The 18,226-nt window shown below is 46.2% G+C and carries 18 protein-coding genes and 2 other annotated features; of the genes, 13 read left to right on the top strand and 5 right to left on the bottom strand.

Translation table 11 applies throughout. The annotated features are described in order from the left end of the window. Window positions 1-11 precede the first annotated feature (11 nt). On the bottom strand, window positions 12-791 hold the full coding sequence (bacG, locus tag NSQ12_RS19955; RefSeq protein WP_339175456.1) for an NADPH-dependent reductase BacG: 780 nt from the start codon (window positions 789-791) through the stop codon (window positions 12-14). 132 nt (window positions 792-923) lie between these two features. Further along, window positions 924-1,688 carry a hydrogen peroxide-dependent heme synthase gene (gene hemQ / locus NSQ12_RS19950; RefSeq protein WP_003227507.1) on the bottom strand — a complete coding sequence of 255 codons (765 nt, stop codon included), beginning with the start codon at window positions 1,686-1,688 and terminating at the stop codon, window positions 924-926. Between the two features lie 269 nt (window positions 1,689-1,957). Between hemQ and pta the strand changes: the two genes are divergently transcribed. The 4 genes from pta (at window position 1,958) to NSQ12_RS19930 (ending at window position 5,926) form a co-directional block, all read left to right on the top strand. After that, a complete protein-coding gene (pta, locus tag NSQ12_RS19945) occupies window positions 1,958-2,929 on the top strand; it encodes a phosphate acetyltransferase (protein WP_003235941.1) in 972 nt (323 codons plus the stop codon). 145 nt (window positions 2,930-3,074) lie between these two features. Further along, window positions 3,075-3,974 carry a cysJI operon transcriptional regulator CysL gene (gene cysL / locus NSQ12_RS19940; RefSeq protein WP_014481233.1) on the top strand — a complete coding sequence of 300 codons (900 nt, stop codon included), beginning with the start codon at window positions 3,075-3,077 and terminating at the stop codon, window positions 3,972-3,974. A 48-nt stretch (window positions 3,975-4,022) separates the two neighbouring features. Further along, window positions 4,023-4,868, top strand: a complete 846-nt coding sequence (gene ywfL / locus NSQ12_RS19935) for an octanoyl-[GcvH]:protein N-octanoyltransferase (RefSeq protein ID WP_198878421.1) — start codon at window positions 4,023-4,025, stop codon at window positions 4,866-4,868. A gap of 167 nt (window positions 4,869-5,035) precedes the next feature. Next, the gene (locus tag NSQ12_RS19930; RefSeq protein WP_198878422.1) at window positions 5,036-5,926 is read left to right on the top strand and encodes a carboxylate/amino acid/amine transporter; all 891 of its coding nucleotides are present in this window, start codon (window positions 5,036-5,038) and stop codon (window positions 5,924-5,926) included. Window positions 5,927-6,069: 143 nt separating this feature from the next. On the opposite strand, the gene rsfA is transcribed toward NSQ12_RS19930, so the two are convergent. Then, window positions 6,070-6,846: a prespore-specific transcription regulator RsfA gene (gene rsfA / locus NSQ12_RS19925; RefSeq protein ID WP_003243464.1), complete on the bottom strand. Its 777-nt coding sequence runs from the start codon at window positions 6,844-6,846 to the stop codon at window positions 6,070-6,072. A gap of 214 nt (window positions 6,847-7,060) precedes the next feature. Here rsfA and NSQ12_RS19920 point away from each other — a divergent pair, with 214 nt between their 5' ends. The 7 genes from NSQ12_RS19920 (at window position 7,061) to NSQ12_RS19890 (ending at window position 14,305) form a co-directional block, all read left to right on the top strand. Then, a complete protein-coding gene (locus NSQ12_RS19920) occupies window positions 7,061-7,285 on the top strand; it encodes a DUF1450 domain-containing protein (protein WP_003222050.1) in 225 nt (74 codons plus the stop codon). 161 nt (window positions 7,286-7,446) lie between these two features. Beyond that, a complete protein-coding gene (locus NSQ12_RS19915) occupies window positions 7,447-8,748 on the top strand; it encodes an HD domain-containing protein (RefSeq protein ID WP_015250978.1) in 1,302 nt (433 codons plus the stop codon). A gap of 35 nt (window positions 8,749-8,783) precedes the next feature. Beyond that, window positions 8,784-9,284 (top strand): YwgA family protein, encoded by a 501-nt coding sequence (locus NSQ12_RS19910; protein ID WP_003227524.1) that lies wholly within the window; start codon window positions 8,784-8,786, stop codon window positions 9,282-9,284. 111 nt (window positions 9,285-9,395) lie between these two features. Continuing rightward, complete coding sequence (locus NSQ12_RS19905) at window positions 9,396-9,866, top strand: Rrf2 family transcriptional regulator (RefSeq protein ID WP_017696247.1); 471 nt, start codon at window positions 9,396-9,398, stop codon at window positions 9,864-9,866. Beyond that, on the top strand, window positions 9,866-11,275 hold the full coding sequence (locus NSQ12_RS19900) for an MFS transporter (protein ID WP_046664004.1): 1,410 nt from the start codon (window positions 9,866-9,868) through the stop codon (window positions 11,273-11,275). Before NSQ12_RS19905 ends, NSQ12_RS19900 begins: the two co-directional genes overlap by 1 nt. A 46-nt stretch (window positions 11,276-11,321) precedes the next feature. Continuing rightward, window positions 11,322-11,544, top strand: a binding site (T-box leader). A 30-nt stretch (window positions 11,545-11,574) separates the two neighbouring features. Continuing rightward, window positions 11,575-11,796, top strand: a binding site (T-box leader). Between the two features lie 53 nt (window positions 11,797-11,849). Next, window positions 11,850-13,766, top strand: coding sequence for a threonine--tRNA ligase (thrS, locus tag NSQ12_RS19895; RefSeq protein WP_339175450.1), 1,917 nt, complete (start codon window positions 11,850-11,852; stop codon window positions 13,764-13,766). Window positions 13,767-13,885: 119 nt separating this feature from the next. Continuing rightward, complete coding sequence (locus tag NSQ12_RS19890) at window positions 13,886-14,305, top strand: MarR family transcriptional regulator (RefSeq protein WP_003242889.1); 420 nt, start codon at window positions 13,886-13,888, stop codon at window positions 14,303-14,305. A gap of 42 nt (window positions 14,306-14,347) precedes the next feature. Here NSQ12_RS19890 and NSQ12_RS19885 read toward each other — a convergent pair whose 3' ends face one another. Further along, complete coding sequence (locus NSQ12_RS19885; protein WP_003222038.1) at window positions 14,348-14,536, bottom strand: 2-hydroxymuconate tautomerase; 189 nt, start codon at window positions 14,534-14,536, stop codon at window positions 14,348-14,350. A gap of 108 nt (window positions 14,537-14,644) precedes the next feature. Here NSQ12_RS19885 and NSQ12_RS19880 point away from each other — a divergent pair, with 108 nt between their 5' ends. Both NSQ12_RS19880 and NSQ12_RS19875 read left to right on the top strand, forming a co-directional pair. Beyond that, window positions 14,645-15,304: a site-2 protease family protein gene (locus NSQ12_RS19880; protein WP_003243167.1), complete on the top strand. Its 660-nt coding sequence runs from the start codon at window positions 14,645-14,647 to the stop codon at window positions 15,302-15,304. A gap of 13 nt (window positions 15,305-15,317) precedes the next feature. Continuing rightward, window positions 15,318-15,836 carry a YwhD family protein gene (locus NSQ12_RS19875; protein ID WP_014478300.1) on the top strand — a complete coding sequence of 173 codons (519 nt, stop codon included), beginning with the start codon at window positions 15,318-15,320 and terminating at the stop codon, window positions 15,834-15,836. 292 nt (window positions 15,837-16,128) lie between these two features. On the opposite strand, the gene NSQ12_RS19870 is transcribed toward NSQ12_RS19875, so the two are convergent. Continuing rightward, on the bottom strand, window positions 16,129-18,204 hold the full coding sequence (locus NSQ12_RS19870; RefSeq protein WP_167408508.1) for a transglycosylase domain-containing protein: 2,076 nt from the start codon (window positions 18,202-18,204) through the stop codon (window positions 16,129-16,131). Window positions 18,205-18,226: the final 22 nt, after the last annotated feature.

The following is an 18,226-nucleotide window of genomic DNA, read 5'->3' as shown; positions in this document are numbered from 1 at the left end:
CGGGATGTTTTTTATATGCTTTTCATGCTGCCGCCATCAGCGGAAATTTGCTGTCCCGTGATGTAGGAGGCTTCCTCAGAGGCAAGAAACGCGGCGAGCGCTGCGGTTTCTTCGGCTGATCCGACCCGTTTCATCGGAATCCCGGAAGCAATCTGTTCCTCTGCTTTCTGTTTGGATATGCTGTTCTTTTTCATCACATTTTCCACAAATTGATGATAACGGTCTGTAGCGATAAAACCAGGATTCAGACAGTTGACAGTAATGTTGTGAGGAGCAAGCTGGATGGAAATATTTTTACTGGCGTTAATTAAAGCGGCATTCATCATACTGTTTGTGAACATGTTGGCGCCGGGTTCTTTCCACAGATTTCCGACAATGTTGATGATTCTGCCAAACTCGTTTTGTTTCATCAGTGAGGAAGCACGCTTGATAGCGTCAATATAGGCAACGGTCTTTTGAGTGAACGTGGCCGTCATATCGTCTATATTGCAGTTATCAAATGTATCAGGCGCGCCGCCCGGGATATTATTAATCAGAACATCAAGCCGTCCGCATTGAGATTCGATTTCCTGAAAAATGCCCGCTCTCGTATGCCGGTCAGACATATCCCCCTCAAGGACAATGACGCTCGCCTCAGGATGCTTGGCCAAAATGTCTTCTTTGACAGATTCAATATTATCCAAATTTCGCGAATTAATGACGAGGGAAAAATGCTGGTCTGCTAATTTCAGAGCGATTGCTTTCCCGATCCCTTGACTGGCTCCCATAACAAATGCGGTTCGTTTTGACAAATAACTACACCCCTTTGAAAAAATTGGATTATTATCTACATCGTAAGAAAAAACGAAGAAAATAGCAAATTTTATTTAAATTCTGATAAATGAGGATTGAAAAACTCCCGCCGGATAGGGCGGGAGGGGATATTATACATATAGGAATTGAGGAAGTGTATCAAGCGAAAGGTGATTGCCGACAAAGAATGAACCAAATTCGCCATAGCGAGCGCTGACTTCGTCAAAACGCATTTCATACACTAGCTTCTTGAATTGAAGGACATCATCGCTAAATAATGTAACGCCCCACTCGTAATCGTCAAAGCCGACAGAGCCGGTGATGATCTGTTTGACTTTGCCCGCATAGCTGCGGCCGATTAAACCGTGGCTTCTCATCAAGTTTCTGCGTTCTTCCATTGAAAGCATATACCAGTTGTCGTTGCCGGATCTTCTTTTATCCATTGGATAGAAGCATACATATTTAGATTCCGGCAGTTCAGGGTAAAGGCGAGCGCGCACATGCGGATTTTCATAAGGATCGCCGTCACCGCTTGCCAAGTAGTTGCTCAGCTCTACCACTGATACGTAGGAGTATGCCGGAATGGTGAACTCAGCAAGTCTTGATTTGTTGAATTCAAGCTCAATTTGATTTAATTCTTCCATTGTAGGACGAAGGATCATCAGCATAAAATCAGCTTTTTGGCCGACGATGCTGTAAAGAGTTTGCGATCCTTTTCCTTCTTTTTGGGCTACGCCCCATTTTTCAAGCAACCCGGTGAATTCATGTATGATAGATTGGCGCTCATCACTGGACAGCAGCTTCCAGGAAGTCCAATCCATTGTGCGGAAATCATGAAGCGCATACCAGCCGTCAAGCGTTTTTGCAGCTTCATTCGTCATTTGCTGTTCACTCATTTATCTTCACTCCCATTATCTTTTCATGATTGCCTTCACTATACCATAGTTTATCCGATTCTACTGTGGAGAAACCTTGAACATCCCTTCCGTATAACTCCATCAAAATAGAAGAACCTATAAGGGAAGATTGAGTCACTTAAATTAGTTAGAAAAATAAGATTTTTTTATGAAAGCGCTATAATGAAAGTTGGCTGTTTGAATTTGATTGGAAGAAGAGTATGCTAGTAAAAGAAAGCGTTTTTGTAACTTTTTGAGGAGGTTTTATTGTGGCAGATTTATTTTCAACAGTGCAAGAAAAAGTAGCTGGAAAAGACGTTAAAATTGTATTTCCTGAAGGCTTAGACGAGCGTATTTTAGAAGCGGTCAGCAAGCTTGCAGGAAACAAAGTGCTGAATCCGATTGTGATCGGCAATGAAAATGAGATCCAAGCAAAAGCAAAAGAATTGAACCTTACGCTGGACGGCGTTAAGATTTATGATCCTCATACATATGAAGGCATGGAAGACCTTGTACAAGCATTCGTAGAACGCCGCAAAGGCAAAGCGACAGAAGAACAGGCTCGCAAAGCGTTATTAGACGAGAACTACTTCGGTACAATGCTGGTGTATAAAGGCCTTGCAGACGGACTCGTAAGCGGAGCTGCTCACTCGACAGCTGACACTGTCCGCCCGGCTCTTCAAATCATCAAAACAAAAGAAGGCGTGAAAAAGACTTCAGGCGTGTTCATCATGGCTCGCGGAGAAGAGCAATACGTATTCGCAGATTGCGCGATCAACATTGCGCCTGACAGCCAAGATCTTGCCGAGATTGCGATCGAAAGTGCCAATACGGCAAAAATGTTTGACATTGAGCCTCGCGTGGCAATGCTCAGCTTCTCTACAAAAGGCTCAGCAAAATCTGATGAAACAGAAAAAGTAGCGGATGCAGTGAAAATCGCGAAAGAAAAAGCGCCTGAACTGACACTTGACGGCGAATTCCAATTTGATGCTGCATTTGTTCCATCTGTAGCTGAGAAAAAAGCGCCGGATTCCGAGATCAAAGGGGACGCTAACGTATTCGTATTCCCAAGCCTTGAAGCAGGAAACATCGGCTATAAAATCGCTCAGCGTTTGGGCAACTTTGAAGCGGTAGGACCAATCCTGCAAGGTTTAAATATGCCTGTAAACGACCTTTCAAGAGGATGTAACGCTGAAGATGTTTACAATCTCGCATTAATTACAGCGGCGCAAGCACTGTAATAAAATTGAAGACGATGGCAGCTCTCGACCGAGGGCTGCCTTTTTTGCGCTTCCGTATAGCCTTCTTTACCAAGACGGATGATATGAGTACAATAAAGAAAACTAATCATAACCATATATTTCATTAATGACAGGGGTGGGGTTTTTGTATTACGACGTGCTGAAAACGTTTATAGCGGTGGTAGAAGAAAAAAACTTCACAAAAGCGGCGGAAAAGCTGATGATCTCCCAGCCCAGCGTCAGTCTGCATATCAAAAATCTTGAGAAAGAATTTCAAACGGCTCTTCTGAACAGGTCGCCAAAACACTTTACGACAACGCCGACAGGAGACATTTTATATCAAAGAGCAAAGCAAATGGTGTTTCTCTACGAACAAGCCAAGGCTGAAATCTATGCGCATCATCACTATGTGAAGGGTGAATTGAAAATAGCTGCAAGCTTTACAATCGGTGAGTATATTCTTCCGCCGCTATTGGCCCAGCTGCAAAAGCTGTATCCAGAGCTGAATCTAGATGTCATGATTGGCAATACAGAGGAGGTCAGCGAGCGTGTGCGGATGCTTCAGGCTGATATCGGGCTGATTGAAGGACATACAAACGAGAATGAGCTGGAAATTGAACCGTTCATGGAGGATGAAATGTGCATTGCCGCTCCAAATCAGCATCCGCTCGCCGGGCGGAAAGAGATTTCGATCAGCGATTTGCAGAACGAAGCGTGGGTGACAAGAGAGAAAGGCTCCGGGACGAGAGAATATCTTGATCATGTACTCAGTTCAAATGGACTTCGGCCGAAATCAATGTTCACCATCAGCAGCAATCAAGGTGTAAAGGAAGCGGTGATCAACGGCATGGGACTTTCGGTTCTATCCAGAAGCGTGCTGCATAAGGATTTGATCCACCGCGAAATCTCAATTCTGCATATTAAAGATTTCTCGTTAAAGCGCAAGCTGTCTTACATTCATTCTCCTCTCATGGAGAATACAAAAAATAAAGAAATTTTTATTACGATGCTGAAAAGCAATTATCAATCACAGCTGCTGAAATGATATAATAGTTTTCGTTCAATAAGCCTAACATGAAAGGGTTTTACATAGATGGCAAACCAACCGATTGATTTACTGATGCAGCCGAAATGGAGAGTCATTGACCAATCCAGTCTCGGCCCTTTATTTGATGCGAAGCAATCCTTCGCAATGGATGATACGCTGTGCATGTCCGTCGGAAAAGGCGTGTCGCCGGCGACAGCGCGCTCATGGGTGCACCACGATACAATTGTCCTTGGAATACAGGATACACGCCTCCCGTTTTTGCAGGATGGCATCTCCTTGCTGGAGAGCGAAGGATACCGTGTGATCGTACGCAATTCCGGCGGTCTTGCCGTCGTATTGGATGACGGTGTTTTAAATATCTCTCTCATATTCGAGGACGAAAAGAAAGGCATCGATATAGACAAAGGATATGAAGCGATGGTCGAGCTGATGAGACGAATGCTGAGACCGTATAACGCAAAGATCGAAGCCTATGAAATTGAAGGGTCTTATTGTCCCGGCAGCTATGACCTCAGTATAAATGGCAAAAAGTTCGCCGGCATCTCTCAGAGACGCGTTCGCGGCGGAGTCGCTGTTCAAATTTATCTCTGTGCGGATAAAAGCGGCAGTGAAAGGGCCGACTTGATCAGACGATTCTATCAAGCGGCGCTGAAAGACAAACAAAACGATAAAAAAGGCGTCTATCCGGAAATACGTCCGGAAACGATGGCGTCCTTAAGTGAGCTTCTGCAAAAAGACATCTCCGTACAAGACTTAATGTTCGCTTTATTGACGGAATTAAAAGCGTTAACCACTCATCTTTATTCAGCTGGACTGTCCACTGATGAGGAAATGGAATTTGAGAAAAACCTCGTCCGGATGGCTGAGCGGAATGCAAAGGTATTTGGGTGAACGTTCTTCGCATGCCGGCTGTATATGCCGGCATGCATTTTTTATCTCAAGCGGCATTTTACCCCAATAATCTTATTTTCAGATAAATCCTTCTTACATACAGATAACCACGACAAAAAGAAAAACGATAAAATGACATCAGCATCCATATTAAAGGGGAGAGGCAGATGAAGGGGAATATTTACAGCCTTTTTGTATTGATGGCGGCTTTTTTCTGGGGAACTACGGGAACCGTTCAGGCGTTGGCTCCAGAAAGCGCCACACCACTGGCATTTGGGGCGTTCAGGTTATTAATAGGAGGAAGCGCCATGCTGCTTGCGGTTTGGATCAGCCGGGAGCTTCACGTGAAAAATTGGTCATGGCCGCTCGTATTTTTAGCCGCTGTTTGTATGGCGTGTTACCAGCCGCTGTTTTTCACAGCGGTTAAAGAAACGGGAATTGCAGTGGGAACTGTGATTGCCATCGGCAGTGCGCCTATCATTGCCGGGACCCTCGAATGGGCCGTATTGAAGAAACGCCCGCGAAACTCTTGGTGGATTGCGACTGTGCTGGCTTTAACGGGTTGCTGGCTTCTGTTTTCCGACAGTTCCAATGTTCGGATTGATGTGGCTGGTGTTCTTATGGCGCTTGGAGCGGGTGCTTCTTTTGCAGGCTATACGCTCATCAGTAAAGCGATGATGAAAACCCAGCCTCCTCGAGCGACCTCCGCCGTTGTATTCATGATCAGCGCCATCTTACTGACGCCGCTATTATGGCAGTCAGATATCTCGTGGATATGGACCCCTAGAGGACTGGGAACAAGCCTTTACATCGGGTTAATTGCAACATGTGCCGCATACTTTTTGTTTGCGAAAGGGCTTACCGGGGTTCCGGCCTCGGCGGCGGTCACGCTGTCTTTAGCGGAACCGCTGACGGCTTCATTGCTTGGCGTGTTTTTCATAGGGGAAATGCTTTCGCCTTTCTCGTGGCTGGGCATTGCGCTTATGATGCTGGGGCTTTTGGTCATTTCTGCTGCGCCTCGGAAACAAAAAACGGCCGAGGCAGCTCACATGTCTTAATAGATTCACATAAGCTTGGCCTCATTTTACAAGAATAGCTGATCCGGCTGCAAAATGAGGAAATTCTCTTTTCTCAATAGAAAAGAGGATTTTGTACATGGCGAAAATCCCAAAACAGCTGCCCGTTTTGGGATTTTTCTATGTCATTCCGCTAATTTTTCTAAATTGCCGTTCCGGTCCATTTTGAAGGACGGAGAGGCATGTTCATCTTCTTCAAATAAAACTAGCTTTCTGGCTCTGTTCATAATTTTCACCAAGGTTTCATAATCTTCTTGGATCGTTTTTTGGTCTTTTTCAAGCTTTTGAACTTCTGCCTCTAGCTGCTCTGTTTTGTTTTGCAATTCCTGATTTTCTTTCTTTAAACGCTCGTTTTCCATTTTTAATGCTGATGATTGCTCGTGATTGCCTTCGTAATTCTGCAGGAAGCGGATCACATCATTCATCGTCATCTCAGGCGCAGCTGCAGGTGTTTGAGGAGACAATAAGTGTGATAGACTAGCTAACTCTTCCTTAAAGCTTTCATCAACAAAAGGCATATGTTCGCCAGACATTAAAGGTTGCTCATTTTCGACAGAAGGTGTTTCCGTTTTAACCGGCTCTTCTGCAGCGGTTTCTTGAATGATTTCAGGATCAACGGCAGGAGGCTGATATAATAATCTTTTTTTCGCGGGCTGCCCGTTTCCGAGCGCTCTCATCCGCTGTTTTCGTTGTTTCTTCGCAAGCTGAAGCGCTTTTTCATATTGATGGCGGACCACTGCGTTCCATCTGAATCCGCAGGCTGCGGATGTCCGGTTTAATTTATCGCCGACTTCTTCAAAGGCGTTCAGCTGAGTGCTGCCCTCCCTCACATGCCTAAGCACTGTTTCGGCTAAAAGCAGATCGTTTTCCTCTGACCAAGCGTCTTGTCGCTGTTTTGTCATTTATCTCAACTCCCATTTTTCTTTTCATGGTATTAGAATGTCCAGGTTGGAAAATATTTATACAAATTAGCTGAAAGAATAGGAGATACGAAGGATGGAGCGGCTTGCAGGAACAGTCGAATCCTTGTAAAATGAAGAGTGATGTGATTTTTTTTGAAACGTGATTTTAGGTTATTCACATAGATGAACATAGAAATGAAGGGAAGCGTACGTCATGGCTAATGAATTTCGAGTGTGTGATGATTGCCAAGCCACTAATATCAAAACATTGCTGCCGCGTTTGAAAGAAGTGGACCCGGACGCAAAGGTTGAGGTAGGATGCCAATCTTATTGCGGGCCCGGACGGAAAAAATCATTTGCTTTTGTGAACAATCGCCCGCTGTCAGCTCCGACAGAGGATGAGCTGATTGACAAAGTAAAAAAGAAAATAAAAAAGTAAAAACATATTTTTTCTTAGCCTCGGCCCTCAGGTCAGGCTTTTTTGCTTCACAAGATGTGTTTTTCATGAAGATGGAACAAATCGCCGGGCAAATTCAAGGATGTTTTCAAAGAATAGAGTCGATATAATAGAAACACGGCTAAAAAAAAGAGGGAATGACGATGGCGTATCCAAATGGAAAATTATCAGAAGAAAAAGTGTTTAAAGATCCGGTGCACCGCTATGTTCATGTTCGGGACAAGCTGATATGGGATTTAATCGGAACCCGTGAATTTCAGCGTCTCCGCAGAATTAAGCAGCTCGGCACGACCTATTTGACGTTCCATGGGGCTGAGCACAGCCGGTTCAACCATTCTCTCGGTGTCTATGAAATTGTCAGAAGAATGGTTGATGACGTCTTTAAAGGCCGCCCTGAATGGGATGACAGTGAGCGTGAACTCTGTTTGGCCGCGGCACTGCTTCATGACCTCGGGCACGGGCCGTTCTCGCATTCATTTGAAAAGGTCTTTCACCTTGACCACGAGGATTTTACAAGAGGTATCATTTTGGGAGACACGGAGGTTAATCAGGTGCTCAGAAAGGTGAGCCCGGGTTTCCCTCAGGATGTTGCTGAAGTCATTGCCAAAACATATAAAAACAAGCAAGTGGTCAGCCTGATTTCGAGTCAGATTGACGCAGACCGCATGGATTACCTCCAGCGCGACGCATATTATACGGGCGTCAGCTACGGCCATTTTGATATGGAGCGGATTCTTCGGGTGATGCGGCCGCGCGAGGATCAGATCGTCATTAAAGAAAGCGGAATGCACGCTGTCGAAGACTATATCATGAGCCGTTACCAAATGTACTGGCAGGTCTACTTCCATCCTGTGACCAGAAGTGCAGAGGTCATTTTAACGAAGATTCTTCACAGGGCGAAGCAGCTGCACGATGAAGGCTATGTCTTCACTCACGCTCCGGTTCATTTCTATTCTATTTTTGAAGGGAAATTGACACTGGAGGATTATGTAAAGCTGGATGAATCTATTATTTTGTATTACTTCCAGGCCTGGGAGGATGAAGAAGACGCGATTTTATCCGACTTGTGCCGCAGATTCATTAACCGCCAGCTGTTCCAATACGTTGAATTCAATCCGAATGAAGAAATGTCGGCTTATTTTGAGCTGACTTCATTGTTCAAAGAGGCGGGAATCGATCCGAGCTATTATTTGGTCGTTGATTCTTCATCAGATCTGCCATATGATTTTTACCGACCGGGAGAGGAAGAGGAGCGTCTGCCAATCCATCTCTTGACGCAAAACGGCCAAATTAAAGAGCTGTCCAGGCAGTCGGCTATTGTGGAATCCATCTCAGGTAAACGGCGGACGGACCACAAGCTGTACTATCCAAAGGACTTGATTTGTGACGGCTCTAAACATCCGGAAGCGAAAATGAAAATCCGGCAGCTGCTGGGACTGACATAGAAATTGGAAAGAAGGAAAAAGGAGATGTCGGGAATTTGTTGAAAGAACATGCAAAACTGATGAAGGTGTTCTCGGATTCTGGAGAAATCATCGGGCGAAAGAAGCTGCAGAAAATGATTTATATCGCCAAGAAAATGCAGTTTCCTTTCTATGAGAAATATGATTTTCACTTTTACGGACCATATTCAGAGGAACTGACGCTCCAGATTGAAGAGCTGTGCAACCTTGGATTTCTGCATGAGGTGAAGGAAAAAAAGGGCGGCTACTTTCAATACCGGTATTCGCTGACTGAGACAGGCTCCGCATTTTTAGACCATGCTGATCTGGACATGCCGGATATGAAAGGCTATATCGACAGTGTAAACAGCCGTTCATCACGGTTTTTAGAGCTGGTTTCCACGATCCTTTACTTTGACGGGCTTGAGGATGAGGAAAAGAAAGAAAAAGTCTTTACCATCAAAAGCAAGCAAAAATATACAAATGAAGAATATGACGAAGCGCTTCAATACATAGAGGAACTGAAGCAGATTTGTTAACCATACCAAGCAAAAGAAATGAATCGTTTCTTTTGCTTTTTTTATTGACAAAAGCTGCTAAGAGATTCATTATGGATAATAGTTATCCATAATGAATCAGGAGTGAATAGGATGAAAATGAAATCAGGAATGGAGCAGGCGGTTTCTGTGCTGCTTTTACTGTCACGGCTGCCTGTACAGGCTTCTTTGACGTCAGAGGCAATAAGCCAGCGATTGCGCGTGTCTCCGTCTTATTTGAAGAAGCTGATGAGAACATTGGTTCAAGCAGGTTTGGCAGAATCCTTGCCAGGGACGAAGGGCGGTTTTACCCTGACGAAGCCTTTGGCTGACATTACGCTTTATGATGTTTATCAAGCGGTCGAAGGCAGAGGTTCGATGTATCAGGGGAAAGGCCTGCTGCAATCTGTATTTGAGGGTGAAAGTCACTGTGTGCTGGAGACAGTCATGGGGGAAATCGAGGATAAATGGTCCAATCTTATGAGAGAAGAATCCTTGCAGCATGTCATGGACAGAGTCGGGGAATTGTATGATCTTGAAAAAATAGATGATTGGGTAATCAAGCAAGTGAAAGGGCAATTGTAATGAAAAATAGCGGGTCTATACAAGAATCAACATCATCAACAGGCATATCCGTGCTGATCGTGCTCGCACTTGGTTTCCTCATGGCAACTCTTGATGTGACCGTTGTGAATGTGGCGATGGCTGATATGAAAAACACTCTTTCAATGTCACTTTCAGGTGTAACTTGGGTTGTGGACGGGTACATTCTTACTTTTGCGTCGCTTCTGCTGGCGGGCGGAGCCTTGGCTGACCGTTTCGGCTCGAAGACGATCTATATCTTGGGTCTAGCCGTTTTTGTTCTGGCCTCCTGTCTATGCGCTGCATCTATAAATGGGCAGATGCTGATTGCCGGACGTCTCATACAGGGAATTGGGGCAGCATTGTTTATGCCAAGCTCACTCAGCCTTTTGGCTGCCTCTTACCCTGATGAGCGGGCGCGGGCGAGAATGTTTGGACTGTGGGCCGCGCTTGTTTCCGCCGCTTCAGGCCTTGGGCCCTTTATCGGGGGAGTGCTGGTACAGTTGGCGGGCTGGCAGAGTATTTTTCTGATCAATGTGCCAATAGGGGCTGCTGCGCTCATTTCAGCTTACCGAATCCTAAGCCGCGTCCCGGGAAAAAACGGCCGCGTGAACATCACCGGGCATCTGCTTGGCATGATGGCTCTCGGGTTTCTTTCCTATGCTTTGATACAGGGGCCTTCAGCGGGCTGGCGCTCGCCAGTGATTCTTGTAGCATTTACTGCAGCGATTTTGGCATTTGTGCTGTTTTTGCTGCGGGAAATTTCTGCAAAAGCACCCATCCTGCCGGCGTCCTTATACAAAAACGGCCGCTTCTCAGCTGCCCAATTTATCGGGTTTTTGCTGAATTTCGCCCTTTTTGGCGGCATGTTTATGCTCAGCCTTTTTTTGCAGGAAGCAGGAGGGGCAAGTTCCTTTATGGCTGGAGTGGAGCTGCTGCCGATGATGGCGGTCTTCGTGATCGGCAATCTGCTGTTTGCCCGTCTGGCGAATCGGTTTGAAGCCGGTCAGCTTATGTTTGTATCAATGGCGGTCAGCTGTATCATTGCATTGCTGTTGTTTGTGCTGATTTCTCCGGATTTTCCTTATTGGCAGCTGGCGGTGTTGATGTCTGTTATGAACCTCTGTACCGGTATTACAGTTCCTGCCATGACAACTGTGATCATGCAGGCTGCCGGGCAAAGACATGCGAATATCGCCGGTGCGGCGTTAAATGCAAACCGGCAAATCGGAGCCTTGGTCGGCGTAGCGATAACCGGGGTGATCATTCATCTGTCCGCCACTTGGTATGCCGGTGCCGGGTTTACATTTTTGATGATGGGGGCGGCATACAGCCTCGCTGCATTGCTTGTATGGCTGTTTCTGGCTGCCCATAACGGAACTGCTGCGTCAGAAAAAAATGTAAATCACTGATTGCGCTTTGTGGGAATATATAGTAAGATATAAAAAATTATTGAAACAACAGGCACTGATAAGGACACGAGATGCTTTTTACGGTTTCCAGAGAGGGAAGGAAAGGTGAGAGCTTCCCAGCTTAGTAATATCATTTACCGCCTTGGAGCAGCATTGGGGAACTGAAGTATCCAATGCCGTTTATGCTGCGTTATAGCACCGAGCCGACAACATAGTATTTGTCGGGAACTTGGGTGGAACCACGGGTTAATCACACACTCGTCCCTATCTGCGGGACGGGTGTGTTTTTTATGAATTGAATACATGCGATGAAAAGGACATGAATGATAGTTACGGTTTTCAGAGAGGGAAGGAAAGGTGAGAGCTTCCCAGCTTAGGAATATCATTTACCGCCTTGGAGCAGCATTGGGGAACTGAAGTAACCAATGCCGTCTATGCTGCGTTACAGCACCGAGCCGACAATATCGTATTTGTCGGGAACTTGGGTGGAACCACGGGTTAATCACACACTCGTCCCTATCTGCGGGACGGGTGTGTTTTTTTATATACAACAATGAATAAGGAGTGTTCTAAAATGAGTAAACATGTGCACATTCAGCTTCCGGACGGACAGATCCAGGAATATCCGAAAGGCATCACAATCAAAGAAGCGGCTGGTTCTATCAGTTCCAGTCTGCAAAAGAAGGCTGCCGCAGGTCAGGTCAACGGCAAGCTTGTTGATCTCAGCTTTAAGCTGGAGGAAGATGCTGAGCTTTCGATTGTCACACTCGATTCACAAGAAGGCTTGCAGGTGCTTCGCCACACAACAGCGCACGTGCTGGCCCAAGCAGTAAAACGGCTGTACGGCGAAGTGTCATTGGGGGTAGGGCCTGTGATTGAAGACGGCTTCTACTATGACATGAAGCTGGGGAAAAGCTTGGCATCAGGAGACTTAGAGGCCATCGAAAAAGAAATGAAAAACATAATAAATGAGAACCTTGAAATCAAACGTATAGAGGTTTCTTACGAAGAGGCTGAAGAGGTGTTTGCACAAAAAGACGAGCGGCTCAAGCTTGAGATTTTAAAGGATATTCCGCGCGGGGAGGATATCACATTGTACCAGCAAGGGGAATTCGTTGACCTGTGCCGCGGGCCGCATCTTCCTTCTACAGGGATGATCAAGGCGTTCAAACTGACAAGAGTATCAGGCGCTTATTGGCGCGGAGACAGCAAAAATGAAGTCCTGCAGCGGGTGTACGGGGTTGCGTTTCAAAAGAAAAAAGATTTGGATGCGCACCTGCATATGCTGGAAGAAGCGGCAAAACGAGACCATCGCAAGCTCGGCAAACAGTTAGGGCTGTTTATGTTTTCTGAAGAAGCGCCGGGGATGCCGTTTTATTTGCCGAAAGGGCAGATTGTCCGCAATGAGCTGGAGCGCTTCTCGCGTGAGCTGCAAACAAATGCCGGCTACGATGAGGTGCGTACGCCGTTTATGATGAATCAGCGGTTATGGGAGCAGTCAGGCCATTGGGACCATTATCGCGACAATATGTACTTTTCAGAAGTGGATGATACAAGATTCGCAATGAAGCCGATGAATTGCCCCGGCCACATGCTCATCTTTAAAAACAGCCTGTATTCTTATCGGGATCTGCCGATTCGCATGGCGGAATTCGGACAGGTGCACCGCCATGAATACAGCGGCGCTTTAAACGGAATGCTTCGCGTTCGGACGTTCTGTCAGGATGACGCCCATATTTTCGTTCGGGAGGATCAGATTGAGAGTGAGATCAAAGAAGCGATTCGGCTGATTGATGAGGTATATCGGACATTTGGTTTCGAGTATTCAGTTGAGCTTTCGACTCGCCCGGAGGATTCATTAGGCGATGACAGCCTTTGGGAAGCGTCGGAACGTGCCTTAGCACGCGTCCTTGAGGAGCTTGGCCTCTCTTATGAGATCAATGAAGGTGATGGGGCGTTTTACGGGCCGAAAATTGATTTCCACATAAAAGATGCCCTGAAACGGAGCCACCAATGTGCGACAATTCAGCTTGATTTTCAAATGCCGGAAAAATTTGATTTAACATATATCAACGAACACAATGAAAAGGTTCGTCCCGTTGTCATCCACAGAGCGGTTTTCGGCTCAATCGACCGTTTCTTCGGCATTTTGATCGAGCATTACTGCGGGGCTTTTCCAGTCTGGCTCGCACCGCTCCAGGTTCAAATCATACCGGTTTCTCACGTTCACTTAGACTATTGCAGAAAGGTACAGGCGGAGCTGAAGCAGGCGGGGATAAGAGCCGGCATTGATGAGCGCAATGAGAAGCTGGGCTATAAAATCAGAGAATCGCAGGTGCAGAAAATCCCGTACGTGCTGGTGCTTGGAGATCATGAGGAGCAGGAGAATGCGGTAAACGTCCGCCGATTCGGACATCAGCAGAGTGAACACGTTCCTTTCCAAACTTTTAAAGATAAACTTGTCAAACAGGTGGAAAATCGAGGCATTTAGGATAAAAGCTGTGAATTCACATTTTGCTTTTTTGACTTTCCCTATTCGGAATCAGTAAAATAATAAGTAAATCATATCGTTCGTATGTTATGAATGCATCTCGAAATGGGGAAATTTACATGGACCATGACAAACTGGAAGCAAATTTGCTGGATCACGCACTTACAAAATATTTGAAAAGCACGAAGCAATTAGATGAAGCCACCGTTCCGAAACACGTGAATAATGTAAGAGGATTTATTCTGCGGATCATATACAGACATGGGAGCTGCACCATAAAGGATATTTTGAAGGAGGTCACACTGTCTCCCTCTGCCACGACCACAGCTCTGAATCATTTAGAGCAGGAAGGGTTTATTGAGAGATCCAGAAATAACAATGACCGCCGCACTGTATGGATTACTCTTTCTGAATCGGGCCGGGGAGCGGCTGAACAAATGATCGAAAACCGCCAGCAGCTGATTGATGGCATGTTTGAACGTTTAACAGCCGAAGAGAAAAAGACGTTCTTGGCGATTATTGCGAAGCTGGCTCAATAGGGATAATAAAAGCCGGTGCGCGAAGCGCCGGCTTTATAGAGATTATTCCATATCGCTCAGGCGTTTGCCTGCGACGGCATAATGGTCTTTTCTCATTTCTTCTATAAAGACAACAATTTTTTCTTCAGAAGCACCGGTTGTTTCCTTTACGGCTTCTGTTACTTTCTCGACAAGATTGCGTTTTTGCTCGTCTGTACGGCCTTCGAGCATTTTGACAGTTACGTATGGCATGGGTGCTGAATCCTCCTTTATCTCGTTTCCTCTCTTTAGAAAAAGAGGCTTCTTATAGTATACTGAATAAAGTAAATTCTTGCATTTTGAGAAAGAGGGATATCTCACTTGGACCGTTTTTTATATTATCCGTTATCTTTAATGCCATACCTCGTCATCACGCTAATTGTGTCGTTTACGATGCACGAGCTTGCCCACGCTTATGTCGCATACAAATTCGGTGACGATACGGCGAAAAAACAAGGAAGACTGACGCTGAATCCCATTAAACACCTTGATCCGTTCGGAACCATTTTGATTCTGGTGGCCGGATTCGGGTGGGCGCGCCCCATTCCCGTGAATCGCCGTTTCTTTAAGAAACCCCGGCTTGCTGGTGTGCTCGTATCTATAGCCGGGCCCGTCAGTAACCTGATTCTTGCGTTTATTGGTTTCTTTTTGTTAGTGTTGATGCATGCGTACGGAATGGAAATGCTTGCGGCGTTCAGCACGGGGCTGGATCAGTTTTTTTCTATTTGGATACAGCTGAATCTTGTCTTGTTTTTATTTAATCTGCTGCCGCTTCCTCCGCTCGATGGCTATCGAATTATAGAAGATCTCGTTCCGCCGGGCGTGCGTGCCAAAATGACGCAGGCGGAGAGCTACGGCTTTATCGTGTTTTTGGTGCTGTTTGTGACACCGCTAGGATCTTACGTGCTGTGGCCGATGCTCAATGCAGGAAGAGATTCGATTTTAAAGCTGTTTTCAGCGATATTTCAACCGCTTTTGTAGGAGGTAGAACTTCATGGAAGAAAAAAAGAAAAAATCAATCGGGTTTAATATTATCAAAAGTGATCCGACAGACGGACACGGCGGTTTTGGCGTAGGGGCACTCAGCCTTGATAACATTTCTCCCGTATTCGTTGATGTAGAGGAAAAAGAAGCGTTCGTAGACATCGGCGCTATGCATGCCCGCAGCACCGTTGAAAAAGGAATTAAATTTCTCCCGAATAAAGAAGAAGTGCCGAACGGAAAACCATACTGGCTTGTGTGGGTAACGATTGACAGAAAAGAAGAGGGGCCTTATTACGCTGGTGTGACAGCCTGTGAAATGACGGTCGACAGAAGCATCAGAAGAGGCTACAAGTCGCTGCCTGAGCATGTGAATTTGATGGATAAATCCATGAAACGGAAAATCATCGTTGATAAAATGGACGACAGCTCGAAGCGTGTACTAGGTGAATTTCTGAAAAAGCATGATCAGGGCCTATGGGACCGTTCCTCAGATGAGTTAAAAACGAGCCTGCTTCCGGAAGACGATTGATTTGTGAATTTTCTGTGAACTTTTAAAGTATTTGAGATATTTTTCGTAAACATTGAGTAAACTGGTGATACAGAAATAGGACATGGAAAATCCCGAGCCGAAACAAGACTCGGGGTTTTTCATTTTTAGGGGGATATGAGTCGGCGACTGGGAGATGAAAGCCGGCGTCGAAGAAATGAGAAATTCACCACTTTATCCCAAAACTGATTGTTCAGCTCGATTGTCTAACATTCTTCCATCGATTATGAAGGAACCATACGAATAACCCGGCCTCCGAGGAGCCGGGTTATTTTCAATGATGTCGCCCCAGCCATTTGTCCCACCACTTTTTCTCGGAAGCGGGCTTTTCTTTGGTTGGAAGCCGGTCTTTTGTTTGTTTTGCGGGTTCTGCCCCGTAGCACACGTTTGCGGGTTCTGTCCCTTTCACAAAATATGTGTAATGCTTAGCGGCGCAGCCGGGACCTGATGAGTAGCCTGTTTCCGGATCAATGTACACACCGGTTACGCCTTTTGGCGGCTTGAACGCGGTTTCCGGTTCGCCTTTGAGCGCGTCCTCCATGAAGTCCGCCCAAATGGTTTTAGCATAGCTTTTTTCTTCGACCGAGTCGATGGTGCTGTTTTTGTCATAGCCGGTCCAAACACCTGCGGCCAGCTTCGGATTGAAGCCGATCATCCAGCTGTCTGCGCTGGTGGTTCCTGATTTTCCGGCATACGTTCTTGTCAGGCGGTTGGCTATCGTTCGCCCCGTAACCGACGTATATCCATTTAAATCGGTATCAAACATGCCTGTCATCATACTCGCTGTGACAAAAGCGGCTTTTTCATCAAGCACTTGTTTATGCTGATTCGGGTTTTCGTACAGCACGTGGCCGGCTGCGTCCGTTACCCTTGAAATAAAAGTCGGTTCGATTTTCTTTCCGCCATTTGCGAGCATGGCATAGGCGTTGACCATCTCAATCGGACGCACGGGTTCGGTGCCGAGTGCCAGAGACGGCAGTGCTTGAAGAGGGGCGGTAATGCCGAATTCCTTTGCCGTCTTTACAAGTTTGTTCGTGCCGAGAAAAAGATGCGTTTTCACAGCGTAAATATTGTCGGAAAGCGCCAGCGCCTGCAGAAGCGTAATCGGCTTGTTGGCATAGTATCCGTTATAGTTGCTTGGAGAATAGGTTTCTCCCTTTGCATCAATTTGAAACTCGGTTTCTTCGCTTTTCATCAAAGTGACTGGCGTAAATCCGCTCTGAATCGCTTTATAGTACAGCAACGGCTTGATCGTCGAAGCAGGCTGGCGCTTCGCCTGTGTCGTCCGGTCAAACGGGCTTTTTTGATAATCCCTGCCGCCGACAAGGGCGAGAACGTTTCCGGTGCGGGGATCAATGGCTGAAAACCCGACTTGAATGTCAGATCCCGCGTTAACTGTTTCGGTAATGGTCTCCTCGGCGATGCGCTGCATCCGCTTATCTACCGTTGTATAGACATTTAACCCACTTGTTTCAATTTGCTCCCGTGTCATGCCGAGCTTTTTCTCCAGCTCTCTCATCGCATTGTCATAGAAATAAGGAGCCTTTCTCTTGGAAACTTGTTTATTCAAAGGCTGATAGGAAAGAGGTTCCTTGATCAATTCATCCGCTTTCTTTTGGCTGATCATCTGCTGCTTTTCCATCATCCGCACAATCGTTTTCTGGCGTTCCTTGGCCTTCGTCTCATTGACATACGGTGAATAGCCGGAAGGGCCTTTCGGGATTCCTGCTAAAAGCGCCGCCTCCGCATCCGTCAGGTTTTTGGCATGTTTGCCGAAATACAGGCGGGAAGCTGCTTCAATGCCGTAGGCGCCGTGTCCGTAGTAAATCGTATTTAAATAGCCTTCTAATATCTCGTCCTTAGAATAGTTTTGTTCCAGACGGATCGTGTAGAACGCCTCATTCCATTTCCGTTTCCACGTTTTGTCGTGTTCAAGGTATAAGTTTCTCGCATATTGCTGGGTGATGGTGCTTGCACCCTGAACCTTGGCAAATGCTTTCAGGTCAGCAAGCGCCGCGCCGGCCATGCGTTTATAATCAAAGCCGTGATGATCGTAGAAATTCTGGTCTTCAATCGCCACTGTCGCTTTTACGATCGTCGGATTCATGTCCTTTAAGGGGACCCAATAGCGCTTTTCGCCGTAGTTCGTTTCCCCGAGCTTTGAGCCGTCACTCGCATACAAAATCGTGGATTGCGGCACTTGCACCGAGGGAGCGCCCTGGTATTTGGCTATCAAAATGACAGTCATAAACACGGCAGCTGCCGCCAAGGCCGCAAAAGCCCCTAAAAAGATAAAGGCGCGAACGGTTTTCAGCGTCAGTCTCAGCCGTTTATTTGTCATTGCATCCACAACGGGTTCCCCCTTTTTTTAT

Origin of the sequence: Bacillus sp. PS95, from assembly GCF_037963565.1 — a bacterium.
Lineage (GTDB): Bacteria > Bacillota > Bacilli > Bacillales > Bacillaceae > Bacillus > Bacillus subtilis.
This window is presented reverse-complemented; position numbering and strand designations above follow the sequence as displayed.

Excerpts from the sequence above, each read along its gene's own strand:
- thrS (WP_339175450.1), top strand. The coding sequence starts at position 11,850 with ATGAGTAAACATGTGCACATTCAGCTTCCGGACGGACAGATCCAGGAA.
- NSQ12_RS19930 (WP_198878422.1), top strand. The coding sequence starts at position 5,036 with ATGAAGGGGAATATTTACAGCCTTTTTGTATTGATGGCGGCTTTTTTC.
- NSQ12_RS19875 (WP_014478300.1), top strand. The coding sequence starts at position 15,318 with ATGGAAGAAAAAAAGAAAAAATCAATCGGGTTTAATATTATCAAAAGT.
- ywfL (WP_198878421.1), top strand. The coding sequence starts at position 4,023 with ATGGCAAACCAACCGATTGATTTACTGATGCAGCCGAAATGGAGAGTC.
- NSQ12_RS19915 (WP_015250978.1), top strand. The coding sequence starts at position 7,447 with ATGGCGTATCCAAATGGAAAATTATCAGAAGAAAAAGTGTTTAAAGAT.
- NSQ12_RS19890 (WP_003242889.1), top strand. The coding sequence starts at position 13,886 with ATGGACCATGACAAACTGGAAGCAAATTTGCTGGATCACGCACTTACA.
- NSQ12_RS19900 (WP_046664004.1), top strand. The coding sequence starts at position 9,866 with ATGAAAAATAGCGGGTCTATACAAGAATCAACATCATCAACAGGCATA.
- NSQ12_RS19905 (WP_017696247.1), top strand. The coding sequence starts at position 9,396 with ATGAAAATGAAATCAGGAATGGAGCAGGCGGTTTCTGTGCTGCTTTTA.
- hemQ (WP_003227507.1), bottom strand. The coding sequence starts at position 1,688 with ATGAGTGAACAGCAAATGACGAATGAAGCTGCAAAAACGCTTGACGGC.
- NSQ12_RS19885 (WP_003222038.1), bottom strand. The coding sequence starts at position 14,536 with ATGCCATACGTAACTGTCAAAATGCTCGAAGGCCGTACAGACGAGCAA.
- rsfA (WP_003243464.1), bottom strand. The coding sequence starts at position 6,846 with ATGACAAAACAGCGACAAGACGCTTGGTCAGAGGAAAACGATCTGCTT.
- NSQ12_RS19920 (WP_003222050.1), top strand. The coding sequence starts at position 7,061 with ATGGCTAATGAATTTCGAGTGTGTGATGATTGCCAAGCCACTAATATC.